Annotated in this window: 9 protein-coding genes; 8 read left to right on the top strand and 1 reads right to left on the bottom strand. The window is 71.8% G+C overall.

Going from position 1 to position 13094, the window contains the following annotated elements:
- The first annotated feature begins 9 nt into the window (after positions 1 to 9).
- Positions 10 to 426, top strand: a complete 417-nt coding sequence (locus G7075_RS20145; RefSeq protein ID WP_205860605.1) for a hypothetical protein — start codon at positions 10 to 12, stop codon at positions 424 to 426.
- Positions 402 to 899: a phytanoyl-CoA dioxygenase family protein gene (locus G7075_RS20140; RefSeq protein ID WP_205860690.1), complete on the top strand. Its 498-nt coding sequence runs from the start codon at positions 402 to 404 to the stop codon at positions 897 to 899. Before G7075_RS20145 ends, G7075_RS20140 begins: the two co-directional genes overlap by 25 nt.
- Before the next feature lie 58 nt (positions 900 to 957).
- On the opposite strand, the gene G7075_RS02885 is transcribed toward G7075_RS20140, so the two are convergent.
- Positions 958 to 1503 carry a hypothetical protein gene (locus G7075_RS02885; RefSeq protein ID WP_166118668.1) on the bottom strand — a complete coding sequence of 182 codons (546 nt, stop codon included), beginning with the start codon at positions 1501 to 1503 and terminating at the stop codon, positions 958 to 960.
- A gap of 76 nt (positions 1504 to 1579) precedes the next feature.
- Between G7075_RS02885 and G7075_RS02880 the strand changes: the two genes are divergently transcribed.
- The 6 genes from G7075_RS02880 to glgB all read left to right on the top strand — a co-directional run bounded on the left by G7075_RS02880 (position 1580) and on the right by glgB (position 13076).
- The gene (locus G7075_RS02880; RefSeq protein WP_240917844.1) at positions 1580 to 2899 is read left to right on the top strand and encodes a lactate 2-monooxygenase; all 1320 of its coding nucleotides are present in this window, start codon (positions 1580 to 1582) and stop codon (positions 2897 to 2899) included.
- 135 nt (positions 2900 to 3034) lie between these two features.
- Positions 3035 to 5578 (top strand): glycogen/starch/alpha-glucan phosphorylase, encoded by a 2544-nt coding sequence (locus G7075_RS02875; RefSeq protein WP_166118664.1) that lies wholly within the window; start codon positions 3035 to 3037, stop codon positions 5576 to 5578.
- A 53-nt stretch (positions 5579 to 5631) separates the two neighbouring features.
- Positions 5632 to 7659 (top strand): alpha-1,4-glucan--maltose-1-phosphate maltosyltransferase, encoded by a 2028-nt coding sequence (locus tag G7075_RS02870; RefSeq protein ID WP_166118662.1) that lies wholly within the window; start codon positions 5632 to 5634, stop codon positions 7657 to 7659.
- 14 nt (positions 7660 to 7673) lie between these two features.
- Positions 7674 to 9407 carry a maltose alpha-D-glucosyltransferase gene (gene treS / locus G7075_RS02865; RefSeq protein WP_166124187.1) on the top strand — a complete coding sequence of 578 codons (1734 nt, stop codon included), beginning with the start codon at positions 7674 to 7676 and terminating at the stop codon, positions 9405 to 9407.
- Positions 9400 to 10854 carry a phosphotransferase gene (locus G7075_RS02860; protein ID WP_166118659.1) on the top strand — a complete coding sequence of 485 codons (1455 nt, stop codon included), beginning with the start codon at positions 9400 to 9402 and terminating at the stop codon, positions 10852 to 10854. Before treS ends, G7075_RS02860 begins: the two co-directional genes overlap by 8 nt.
- Positions 10851 to 13076, top strand: a complete 2226-nt coding sequence (gene glgB / locus G7075_RS02855; protein ID WP_166118656.1) for a 1,4-alpha-glucan branching protein GlgB — start codon at positions 10851 to 10853, stop codon at positions 13074 to 13076. Before G7075_RS02860 ends, glgB begins: the two co-directional genes overlap by 4 nt.
- Positions 13077 to 13094 lie beyond the last annotated feature (18 nt).

Here is a 13094-nt window from a genome sequence, read left to right as displayed (position 1 = left end):
ACAGCGCGCATGACCGCGACCACGCAGGCCCCGACGGGCTTCGAGCCGCTCGACCCGGCGATCCGGGAGCAGTACGACCGTGATGGCTTCGTCGTCATCAAGGGCGCCCTGCCCGAGGAGGACCGCGCCTACTTCGAGGACGCCGTCGACCGGATCTACGCCGAGGAGGAGGCCGCCGACCGCCGCCGCCCCGACAAGTCGATCCACGTCATGGGCTGGCTGCACAAGGACCCGCGCTTCCCCGAGCTGCTCACCTGGCCCACGACCTTCCCCTACATCTGGGGGACGATGGGCTGGAACATCTACACGCACCACAACCACATCGACGTGAACCCCCGAAGGACGAGCCGCCCTTCTGGAACTGGCACCAGGACGGCTACCGCCAGAACTCCGACATCGACATGGACGTGCGTCCGATGTTCATGACGAAGATCTGCTACGCCCTGACCGACCTCTCCGAGCCGGGCTACGGCAACACCAAGGTCATCCCGGGCAGCCACAAGAACAACACCCTCGCCGGCCGCCCCGAGAAGCCGGGCGACCCGATCATCGAGCCCGAGGGCGCCGTCGAGGTCTGCCTCGAGCCGGGCGACGCGTTCATCTTCGACCGCCGCATCTGGCACAGCCGCTCGATGAACAAGTCCGAGCGCATCCGCAAGCTGATGTTCATCGGCTACACCTACCGCTGGATCCGCCCGCTCGACGAGGACGTCGCCGACCAGGACTCGGAGTGGTTCAAGAACCTCTCCCCGCTGCACCAGCAGCTCCTCGGCTACGGCCCCGACCACGCGTCGTTCTGGGGCATCAAGCAGAGCGGCTGGATCGACGACGAGATCCCGCTGCGCGCCGAGCTCAAGGAGCGCGGCCTGCTCGACCGCGAGGTCCCCTTCCTGCGCTGAGCCACCCGGCACCACGACGAGGCCCCCGGACCGTGCGGTCCGGGGGCCTCGTCGTGGGTCAGGCCCTGGCGATGAGCCCGGCGCGCGTGACGCGCTGGAGGAGGACGACGGTGAGCACGCCGACGACGGCCTCGGTGAGCCGCGCGACGAGCCACAGCAGCGAGAGCGGGGCCGCGAGCGCCGAGGACGCGGTGACGAGGTAGACGGCCGGGTCGGTGAGCAGGAGGAGCACCCCGACGACGAGCGCGCCGACCCGCAGCCGCGCTGCCCAGCGCCGCACGGCCTCGTCCTCGACCTCCTGGCCGAGCCCGGTGGCCAGCCCGTAGACGACGAGGCCGAAGACGACGGCCTGCACGACGAGCGCGGCGACCAGCAGCGGCCGGCTGACCGTGAGCAGCGGGGTGCCGGCGACGAGCGAGACGGGGACGCCGACCAGCGCCGCCGAGCGGGCGAGCAGGAACGGCCGGGCGACCCGCTCCGCCCCGGCGAGGGCGATGACCAGCCAGATGTACCCGACGACGTCGGGGAGGACGTCCCAGAGGCCGACCCGCAGGTCGAGGACGACGAGGAGCAGACCCCACGGGGCCCAGGCGATTCGCTGCACCCCCGCACCCTAGGGCCGTCGACCCGCTCCGCCGCTCCGCTCCCGCCGAGCGGCGGCATCCGGTAGACAGGCGGTCGTGACGGGACGGGTGGAGCAGGTGGCCGAGGGCATCGGGCGGGTCGCCCAGAGCGCGATCTACCGGGCGGGGTCGTTCGGGCGCCGGCCCGCCGTCCCGACCGACGGCGACCGGCTGGAGGCCGCCGCCGAGAAGGCGATGTCGCGGCGCGGGTTCGCCTACGTCGCGGGGTCGGCCGGCGGGGAGGCCACGGCACGGGCCAACCGCGAGGCCTTCGCGCGCTGGCGGGTCGTGCCGCGGATGCTCGTCGACACCTCCGAGCGCGACCTGTCCGTCGAGCTGCTCGGCCGCCGCCACGCCAGCCCCCTGCTCGTCTCCCCCGTCGGCGTCCTCTCGGCCGCGCACCGTGACGCGGACCTCGCCGTCGCCCGGGGTGCTCGGACGCACGACGTCACCCCCGTGCTCAGCACCCAGGCCTCCGTGCCGATGGAGGAGGTCGCGGCCGCCCTCGGCCACACCGGCTTCTGGTACCAGCTGTACTGGAGCCGCGACGACGACCTCGCCGCCAGCCTGGTGCGGCGCGCCGAGGCCTGCGGCGCCGAGGCGCTCGTCGTCACGCTCGACACCGCCTACCTCGGCTGGCGCCCGCGCGACCTCGACCTCGGGCACCTGCCGTTCGCCCGCGGCGAGGGCATCGCGCAGTACACCTCCGACCCGGTCTTCCGCCGGCTCGTCGAGGAGCGGGTCGCCGCAGCCGCCCTCAGCGACCCCGAGCCGCAGCCGCGCCCGACACCGACGGCCGTGCGCACGCTGCTCTCGATGAGCCGCAACCACCCGGGCCCGACCCGCGAGAACGTCTCCTCCCCCGTGCCGCGGGCCGCCGTCGAGACCTTCCTCGACGTCTTCTCCCGGCCGTCCCTGACCTGGGAGGACCTGCCGCGCCTGCGGGAGCTGACGAGCCTGCCGGTCGTCCTCAAGGGCGTGCTCCACCCCGACGACGCCACCCGCGCGGCCGACGAGGGCGTCGACGCCGTCTGGGTGTCGAACCACGGTGGGCGGCAGGTCGACCGGTCGGTCGGGGCCCTCGACGCGCTGCCGGGCGTGGTCGACGCCCTGCGCAGCGCCGGCAGCGACCTGCCCGTCCTCTTCGACAGCGGGGTGCGCTCCGGCGCCGACGCCTTCGTCGCCCTCGCCCTCGGCGCGACGGCGGTGGGCATCGGACGGCCGCACGTGTACGGCCTGGCGCTCGCCGGGCAGCAGGGCGTCGAGGAGGTCCTGCGCAACGTGCTCGCCGAGCTGGACCTGACGCTGGCCCTCACCGGGTGCCGGACCCCGGCCGAGGTCACCCGCGAGCGCCTCGCCCCGCCGCCCGGATCCTGAGCCCGGTCCTGCGCAACCCCGCGAAGTGTGCAAGCGTTTCCGCACGGTGTGCGTAGCCTGTCCTGCGCACCACCGCGCCCGGAACCACCTGCCCGACCCCGTACCGCCCGTGCCGCCCGTGAAGGACGAGTCCCGATGACCGACATCGCACCCCTCCCCTCCGTCGTCTCCGACGAGTCCCCCTCGACGGACGTCCGCCGGATCGGACCCGCCTTCCGCACCAGCCACCCCCTGGCCTCGGGCCCGGTCGTCTCGCCCCCGAACACGGTCGACGGCTTCGTCGAGACCTTCCTCGCCGAGCTGAACTACGGCCAGGGCACGCTGCTGTCGCAGTCGACGGTCAACGACCAGTACCTCGCCCTCGCGCGCACGGTGCGCCGCTACCTCATGGCCGACTGGCTCGAGACCGGCGCCCGCCGCCGCCAGGCCCAGCAGAAGACCATCGGCTACCTGTCCGCCGAGTACCTGCTCGGCCGCCAGCTCGGCAACAACCTGCTCGCCACCAACCTCCAGGACATCGCCGAGGACGCGATGCGCCGCTGCGGCATCGACATCGCGGCGCTGCGCGCCCAGGAGGTCGAGCCGGGCCTCGGCAACGGCGGCCTCGGCCGGCTCGCCGCGTGCTTCGTCGACTCGCTCGCGACGATGGACGTGCCGTGCATCGGCTACGGCATCCGCTACGAGTACGGCATCTTCCGGCAGACCTTCGAGGGCGACCGGCAGGTCGAGCTGCCCGACTCGTGGCTCTCGCTCGGCAACCCGTGGGAGTTCCCGCACCCCGAGCGCCAGGTGCTCGTCGGTTTCGGGGGCAGCACCGCGACGACCACCGACGCGGCCGGGGTCGCGCGCACCACGTGGACGCCCGACTGGCAGGTCCTCGGCATGCCGTACCACTACATGGTCCCCGGCTTCCGCAACGGCGTCGTCAACACCCTGCGGCTCTGGAGCGCGCGCGCGACCCAGGACTTCGACCTCCAGATCTTCAACTCCGGCGACTACGCCGAGGCGGTGCGCGCCCAGACCTTCGCCGAGAACATCTCCAAGGTGCTCTACCCCGAGGACTCCACGCCGCAGGGCAAGGAGCTGCGCCTGCAGCAGCAGTACTTCTTCGTCGCCTGCTCGCTGCACGACTTCATCGACAACACGCTGCCCGCCGACTTCGACCTGCGTCGGCTGCACGAGCGGATCGTCTTCCAGCTCAACGACACCCACCCGGTCATCGCGATCCCCGAGCTGATGCGGATCCTCATGGACCGCAAGGGCTTCGAGTGGGACGAGGCCTGGGAGATCACCCAGCAGTGCTTCGCCTACACCTGCCACACCCTGCTGCCGGAGGCCCTCGAGGTCTGGTCGGTCGAGCTGCTCGGCCGCCTCCTCCCCCGCCACCTCGAGATCATCTACCGCATCAACGAGGAGTTCCTCGAGCGCGTGCGCGAGGCCTTCCCCGGCGATGAGATGCGCGCCCGGCGGATGTCGGTCATCGCCGAGTACCCCGACCGCGCCGTCCGGATGGCCTACCTCGCGACCGTCGCCGGCGCCAAGGTCAACGGCGTCGCCGAGCTGCACAGCCAGCTGCTGCGCGACAAGGTGCTCCCCGACTTCAGCGAGCTGTGGCCCGAGAAGTTCACCAACGTCACGAACGGCATCACCCCGCGGCGCTTCGTCCGGCTCGCCAACCGCCGCCTCTCCGACCTGCTCACCGACACCCTCGGCGACGACGGCTGGGTCACCGACCTCGACCGGCTGCGCGAGCTCGAGCCCTACGCCGACGACGCCGCCTTCCGCGAGGAGTTCCGGGCCGTCAAGCGCGGCAACAAGGAGCGGCTGGTCAAGCTCCTCGCGGTGCGCGACGGCCTCGAGCTCTCCCCCGACACGATGCTCGACGTCATGGTCAAGCGCCTCCACGAGTACAAGCGCCAGACCCTCAAGCTGCTGCACATCGTCTCGCTCTACGAGGGCGTGGTCTCCGGTCGCGTGGCCGCCGAGGACCTCACGCCGCGCACCTTCGTCTTCGGCGCCAAGGCGGCCCCCGGCTACCACATGGCCAAGGAGATCATCTTCCTCGTCAACGCCGTCTCCGACGTCGTCAACTCCGACCCCCGGGTCGCCGGCCGGCTCGCGGTCGCCTTCCCGGCGAACTACAACGTCACCCTCGCCGAGAAGCTCATCCCCGCCGCCGACCTCTCCGAGCAGATCTCGCTCGCCGGCAAGGAGGCCTCGGGCACCGGCAACATGAAGTTCGCCCTCAACGGCGCTTTGACCATCGGCACCGACGACGGCGCGAACGTCGAGATCCGCCGGCTCGTCGGCGACGACAACTTCTTCCTCTTCGGGATGACCGAGCCCGAGGTCGAGCGGCTGCGCCCCGGCTACTCCCCCTCGTCGTACTACGAGGAGAACCCGCTGCTGCGCAGCACGATCGACCTGCTCGCCAGCGGCCACTTCACCGGCGGCGACCGGCAGGCCGTCGCACCGGTCATCGACAACCTGCTCCACCAGGACTCGTTCATGGCCCTCGCCGACTTCCAGGCCTACCTCGACGCCCAGGCCCGGGTCGACGCCGCCTACGCCGACCAGGACGGGTGGGCCCGCTCGGCCATCCTCAACGTCGCACGCTCGGGCTTCTTCTCGTCCGACCGCTCGATGCGCGACTACCTCGAGCGGATCTGGCACGCGTGAGCGCGGTACCGGGGGCGGGTGCTGACACCTCCGGTCCGTGTAGGTTCGGTGGGGTGAGTGATGCCCTCCGCACCGCCCCTCCGCAGGTCCCCATCGGCCGGATCCCGGTCCAGGACGTCAGACCCTCCGTCGACCACGGCGCGCGCCCGGCCAAGGCCGTCGTCGGCGAGGAGTTCGAGGTCGTGGCGACCGTGTTCCGCGAGGGACACGACGCCGTCAACGCCACCCTCGTCCTCACCGACCCGGACGGCGCCGAGCAGCACCATCCGATGACCTGCACCAACCCCGGGCTCAACACCTGGGTGGCGCGGGTGAGCCCCGACCGCACCGGCTGGTGGTCCTACCGCGTCGAGGGGTGGTCCGACCCCTACGGCACCTGGGAGCACGACGCGACGATCAAGGTCGCCGCCGACGTCGACACCGAGCTGATGCTCGAGGAGGGCGCCCTCGTCCTCGAGCGGGCCGTCGACGAGGTCGAGCGGACCGCGCTCCAGGAGCAGGTGCTCGTCGACGCCGTCACCGCCCTCCGCGACGCCACCCGGGGCGACGTCGTCCGGCTCAAGGCCGGCACCGACCCCGCCGTCGAGCTCGAGCTCGCCGCGCGCCCGCTGCGCGACATGGTCTCCCCCTCGGTCGAGCACGCCCTCCTCGTCGAGCGCGAGCGCGCCCTCTACGGCGCCTGGTACGAGCTGTTCCCGCGCAGCGAGGGCGCGAGGTACGACGAGAAGGAGCACCGCTGGGTCACCGGCACGCTGCGCACCGCCGCGAAGCGCCTGCCCGCCGTCGCGGGGATGGGCTTCGACGTCGTCTACCTCACCCCGATCCACCCGATCGGCCAGGCGGCCAAGAAGGGCCCGAACAACACCCTCGACGCCCGCCCCGACGACCCCGGCAGCCCGTACGCCATCGGGTCGGCCGACGGCGGCCACGACGCCATCCACCCCGACCTCGGCGACTTCGACGACTTCGACGCGTTCGTCGCGGAGGCCCGGCGGCTGGGCCTCGAGGTGGCGATGGACCTCGCGCTCCAGTGCTCCCCCGACCACCCGTGGGTCGAGGCGCACCCGGAGTGGTTCACGACGCGGGCCGACGGCTCGATCGCCTACGCCGAGAACCCGCCGAAGAAGTACCAGGACATCTACCCGGTCAACTTCGACAACGACCCCGAGGGCATCTACGCCGAGGTCCGCCGCGTCGTGCAGGTCTGGATCGACCACGGCGTCGAGATCTTCCGCGTCGACAACCCCCACACCAAGCCGGTCGAGTTCTGGCAGTGGCTGATCGCCGACGTCGCGAAGGACCACCCCGGCGTCATCTGGCTCGCCGAGGCCTTCACCAAGCCGGCGATGATGCACACGCTCGGCAAGGTCGGGTTCCAGCAGAGCTACACGTACTACGCGTGGCGCAACACCGCCGCCGAGATCGAGGAGTACCTCACCGAGCTCTCCGGCGACGCCGCGGCGTACATGCGCCCCTCGTTCTGGCCGACGACCCACGACATCCTCACGCCGTACATGCAGTTCGGCGGGCCGGCGGCGTGGAAGGTGCGCGCCGCCCTGGCCGCCACCCTCGTGCCGACCTACGGCATCTACGCCGGCTACGAGCTGATGGAGCACGTCGCCCGCCCCGGTGCCGAGGAGCAGATCGACAACGAGAAGTACGAGTTCAAGGACCGGCGCTGGGCCGACTACGAGCCCGGCGGGCCCCGGGAGGGCCAGTCGCTCGCCGGCTGGCTGACGATGCTCAACACCATCCGTCGCGAGCACCCGGCGCTGCACCGGCTGCGCAACATCCGCTTCCACCACGTCGACGACGACAACTTCGTCGCCTACTCCAAGCGCCGGGTCCTGCCCGACGGCACCGCCGACGTCGTCCTCGTCGTCGCCAACCTCGACCCGCACTCGACGCGGGCGACGACGCTGCGCCTCGACCTGCCGGCCCTCGGCTTCGAGCCCGGCGACTCCCTCGAGGCCCACGACCTCGTCACCGACCAGACGTGGACCTGGCAGCGCGACGTGTACGTCCGCCTCGGCCCCGAGGTCGAACCGTGCCACGTCGTGACCCTGAGGAGGCCCTGGTGACCGCGATCCCCGGGATGGGCCACAGCACGCCGGGGCTCGGCATGAACCAGCCCGGCCTGCGCCACGACCCCGAGTGGTTCCGCACGGCGGTCTTCTACGAGGTCCTCGTGCGGGCCTTCGGCGACAGCAACGGCTCCGGCGAGGGCGACTTCGCGGGCATCATGAACCGGCTCGACTACCTCCAGTGGCTGGGCGTCGACTGCCTCTGGCTGCCGCCGTTCTACGCGAGCCCGCTGCGCGACGGCGGGTACGACATCTCCGACTACACCCAGGTGCTGCCGGAGTTCGGGACGCTGCCGGAGTTCAAGGAGCTCATCAACCAGGCGCACGCCCGCGGCATCCGGATCATCACCGACTTCGTCATGAACCACACGAGCGACCAGCACCCGTGGTTCCAGGCCTCGCGCAGCGACCCCGAGGGCCCGTACGGCGACTTCTACGTGTGGTCCGACACCGACGACAAGTACACCGACGCCCGCATCATCTTCATCGACACCGAGACCTCGAACTGGACCTTCGACCCGATCCGCCGGCAGTTCTTCTGGCACCGGTTCTTCGGGCACCAGCCCGACCTCAACTTCGAGAACCCGGCCGTCCACGAGGCGATGTTCGACGTCGTCCGGTTCTGGATGGACATGGGCATCGACGGCTTCCGGCTCGACGCGGTCCCCTACCTCTTCGAGGAGGAGGGCCACAACGGCGAGAACCACCCCCGCACCCACGAGTTCCTCGCCCGGCTGCGGACCATGGTCGACACCGAGTACCCGGGCCGGATCCTCCTCGCCGAGGCCAACCAGCCGCCGAAGGACGTCGTCGACTACTTCGGCACCGAGGACGCCCCCGAGTGCCAGATGTGCTTCCACTTCCCGGTGATGCCGATGCTCTACTACGCGCTCCGGGAGGAGAAGGCGGCGCCGATCATCGACGTGCTCGCCGACACCCCGCCGATCCCCGAGGGGTCGCAGTGGGGCACGTTCCTGCGCAACCACGACGAGCTGACCCTCGAGATGGTCACGCCCGAGCAGCGCGCCGCGATGTACGGCTGGTACGCCCCCGACCCGCGGATGCGCGCCAACGTCGGCATCCGTCGGAGGCTGGCCTCCCTGCTCGACAACAGCCGTCCCGAGATCGAGCTCATCCACGCCCTGCTGCTGTCGCTGCCCGGGTCGCCGTGCCTGTACTACGGCGACGAGATCGGGATGGGCGACAACATCTGGCTCAACGACCGCGACGCCGTGCGGACCCCGATGCAGTGGACTCCTGACCGCAATGCGGGCTTCTCGACGGCCGACCCCGGCAAGCTGTACCTGCCGGTCGTCCAGTCGCTCGTGCACCACTACAACCACGTCAACGTCGAGGCGCAGATGGCCACCGGCTCCTCGCTGCTGCACTGGGTGCGCGGGATGCTCTCGGTCCGGCGCGAGCACCCCGTCTACGGCCTCGGCGACTTCACGGTGTGCGGGTCCTCGCACGACCGCGTCCTCGCCTACGTGCGCGCCGACCGGCGCGAGCGCGACGTCGAGGACCGCTCGGCCCGCGCCGTGCTGTGCATCAACAACCTGTCCTCCCGGCCGCAGGCGGCGACCCTCACCCTCTCCGAGGAGTTCGCCGGATGGTGGACGCGGGACCTGTTCGGCGGCACCGGGTTCCCCGACGTCGGCGACGACGGCACGGTCACCGTGACCCTCGGGTCGCGCGACTTCTTCTGGCTGGCCCTCGACCCACCGCCCGGTGGCGACCGTGGCTGAGATCCACACGACCGCGTCGCTGACCCCCACCAAGCTCGAGCTGCTCGAGGAGTGGATGGGGCCGCAGCGCTGGTACGCCGCCAAGGGCCGCCGGCCCCGGCTGCGCCGCCTCGCGACGTGGCGCCTCGACGACCCCGCCGGCGAGGTGGGCGTCGAGACCCTCGTCGTCGCCGACGAGGCCGGCGACGAGACCGTGGTCTACCAGGTGCCGCTCACCTACCGCGGTGAGCCGCTCGCGTCGGCCGACCACGCCCTCGTCGGCACGATGGACCACTCCGTCCTCGGCAAGCGGTGGGTCTACGACGCGCCGCACGACCCCGTGTACGCCAACCAGCTCCTCGAGCTGGTGCAGGGCCGGGTGCGGGCCGCGTCGTCGTCGCGCTCGGATGCGGTCGAGGAGTCGGTCTCCGGTGTGCCGCAGGCCAGCTGGACCCATCCGGTGCAGGTCCGCACCTCCCGTGTCCTCACCGGCGAGCAGTCGAACACCTCGGTCATCCTCGACACCGACGACGCGGACGGCCACCACCGGCCCCTCATTGTCAAGGTCTTCCGGATGCTCTCCCCCGGCGAGAACCCCGACGTCGTGCTCCAGGGCGCCCTCGTCGACGCGGGCTCGCGCCGCGTCCCGGCCGTCGTCGGGGCGGTCACCGGTGCGTGGCTCCACCCGACCCCCGAGGGCGACCGCCCGGCCACCGGCCACCTCGCCTTCGCGCAGGAGTTCCTGCCCGGCGTCGAGGACGCGTGGCGCGTCGCGCTGCGAGCCGCCGACGAGGGCGCCGACTTCACCGGCCCCGCCCGCGAGCTCGGGGCCGCCACCGCCGAGGTGCACCGCGCCCTGGCCTCGGTCCTCGGCACCACCCCCACCACCGGCGAGCAGGCCGCGGCCATCCTCGCCGGCATGCGCGTGCGCCTCGACGCCGCCGTCGACGCCGTGCCCGACCTCGAGCCGGTGCGCGACGCCGTCGAGGCGGTGCTGTCGGCCGCGGCCGCCGTGCCGTGGCCGGACCTCCAGCGCATCCACGGCGACTACCACCTCGGCCAGGTCCTCCACTCCCCCGAGCGCGGCTGGGTGCTGCTCGACTTCGAGGGCGAGCCGCTGCGTCCGCTCGCCGAGCGCTCCCTGCCCGACCAGTGGGTGCGCGACGTCGCCGGGATGCTCCGCAGCTTCGACTACGTCGGCGGTACCCGCGAGCAGGTCGTCGGGCGCTCGGCCCGCGATTGGGTCACCGCCGCCCAGCAGGCCTTCCTCGACGGCTACGCCGCGGAGGCCGGCGAGGACCCCCGGGCGCGGGACGCCGTGCTCGCCGCCTTCGAGCTCGACAAGGCCCTGTACGAGGTCGTGTACGAGGCCCGCAACCGACCAGACTGGCTCGGCATCCCGCTCGGGGCCGTCCGCCGCCTCACCGACCGCTTCTCCCCCGCCACCCCGCAAGGAGACCTCTCGTGACCCCCACCCCGAGCCCCGAGGTCGGGGGCGCCATCACCGCCCTCGTCCAGGGTCGCCACCAGCAGCCGCACGACCTCCTCGGCCAGCACATGGAGCCGGGCGGGCTGCGCATCCGGGTCCTCAAGCCCCTGGCCACCGCGGTGCGCGTCCGCTTCGAGGACGACGAGGAGCTCACCCTCGAGCACGAGGCCGAAGGCGTGTGGACCGGGGTGCGCACCGACGCGACCCGCACGATGGACTACCGCCTGCTCGTCTCGTGGGACGACGGCATCGAGCACGAGCAGGACGACCCCTACCGGTTCGCCCCGACCCTCGGCGAGGTCGACCTGCACCTCGTCGGCGAGGGCCGGCACGAGCAGCTGTGGACCGTGCTCGGCGCCCGGGTGCACGAGTACCCCGGCCCGATGGGCTCGGTGCGCGGCACGTCCTTCGCCGTCTGGGCGCCGCGGGCCAAGGCCGTGCGCGTCGTCGGCGACTTCAACGCCTGGGACGGCCGGGTCAACCCGATGCGGATGCTCGGGTCGAGCGGCGTCTGGGAGCTGTTCGTCCCCGGCGTCGGCGCCGGCGACGTCTACAAGTACGAGATCCGCGGTGCCGACGACGTCGTGCGCAGCAAGGCCGACCCGATGGCCCGGCGCACCGAGTGCCCGCCGCGCACCGGCTCGGTCGTCGACGAGGCCACCCACACCTGGGACGACGACGCCTGGATGCAGCAGCGCGCCGCCGGCAACCCGCACGAGGGCCCGATGAGCGTCTACGAGGTGCACCTCGGGTCGTGGCGCCAGGGGCTGACCTACCGCGAGATGGCCGAGCACCTCGTCAACTACGTCGTCGACCTCGGCTTCACGCACGTCGAGCTGCTGCCGGTGATGGAGCACCCGTACGGCCCGTCGTGGGGCTACCAGGTCACCGGCTACTACGCCCCGACGGCACGCTTCGGCACCCCGGACGACTTCAAGTACCTCGTCGACACGCTGCACCGCGCGGGTGTCGGCGTGATCCTCGACTGGGTCCCCGGCCACTTCCCGCGCGACGAGTTCGCCCTCGCCCGCTTCGACGGCCTGGCCCTCTACGAGCACCCGGACCCCCGCCGCGGCGACCAGCCCGACTGGGGCACGCACGTGTTCGACTTCGGCCGCCTCGAGGTGCGCAACTTCCTCGTCGCCAACGCCGTGTACTGGCTCGAGGAGTTCCACATCGACGGCCTGCGCGTCGACGCCGTCGCCTCGATGCTCTACCTCGACTACTCCCGCCGTGACGGCGAGTGGATCCCCAACGTGCACGGCGGCCGTGAGCACCTCGAGGCGATCGGCCTGCTCCAGGAGGCCAACGCCACCGCTTACAAGCGGGTCCCCGGTGTCGTGACCATCGCCGAGGAGTCCACCTCCTGGCCGGGCGTCACCAAGCCCACCTCGGCCGGCGGCCTGGGCTTCGGGCTGAAGTGGAACATGGGCTGGATGAACGACACGCTGCGCTACCTCCAGGAGGAGCCGGTGCACCGCCAGTACCACCACAACCTGCTGACCTTCTCCCTGATGTACGCGTTCAGCGAGAACTTCGTCCTGCCGATCAGCCACGACGAGGTCGTCCACGGCAAGGGCTCGCTGCTCACCAAGATCCCCGGCGAGCGGCCCGAGCAGCTGGCCACCCTGCGCGCCTTCCTCGCGTACATGTGGAGCCACCCCGGCAAGCAGCTGCTCTTCATGGGCTGCGAGTTCGCCCAGCCGCAGGAGTGGGCCGACGGCCGCTCGCTCGAGTGGTGGCTGCTCGACCACGCGGCGCACCACCGGGTACACGCCCTGGTCAAGCAGCTGAACACCCTCTACCGCGAGCACCCGGCGCTGTGGGCGCTCGACGCCCAGCCGGCCGGGTTCCGCTGGCTCGACGCCGACGACAACACCGGCAACCTGCTGTCCTACCTGCGCCACGAGCAGGCCGACGGCCGCGGTGACGTCGTCGCGACGGTCGTCAACTACAGCGGCGAGGACAAGGAGTGGGTGCGCCTCGGCGTGCCGCGTTCCGGGCAGTGGGAGGTCGTCCTCGACACCAGCGGGTACGACGAGCTGTCCAGCCCGTCGACCGCAGGCGCCCGTGTCGAGGCCGAGGCGGTGCCGTGGAACGACCAGCCGTTCTCGGTCACCGTGCGGGCCGCGCGCCTCTCGACGCTCTACCTCGTCCCCGTGCCCGGCACCGAGGTCCCCGAGACCGAGCTGGTGCTCTGAGCACCGCCCGGGCGCTCG

It is taken from the genome of Phycicoccus sp. HDW14 (assembly GCF_011383005.1).
Taxonomy (GTDB): Bacteria; Actinomycetota; Actinomycetes; order Actinomycetales; family Dermatophilaceae; genus Phycicoccus.
The sequence above is the reverse complement of the archived record's forward strand: the minus strand, read 5'-3'. Positions and strand labels throughout refer to the sequence as shown.

Coding starts and splice junctions, on each gene's coding strand:
- G7075_RS20145 (WP_205860605.1), top strand. CDS start 10: ATGACCGCGACCACGCAGGCCCCGACGGGCTTCGAGCCGCTCGACCCG.
- treS (WP_166124187.1), top strand. CDS start 7,674: ATGGGCCACAGCACGCCGGGGCTCGGCATGAACCAGCCCGGCCTGCGC.
- G7075_RS20140 (WP_205860690.1), top strand. CDS start 402: ATGGACGTGCGTCCGATGTTCATGACGAAGATCTGCTACGCCCTGACC.
- G7075_RS02875 (WP_166118664.1), top strand. CDS start 3,035: ATGACCGACATCGCACCCCTCCCCTCCGTCGTCTCCGACGAGTCCCCC.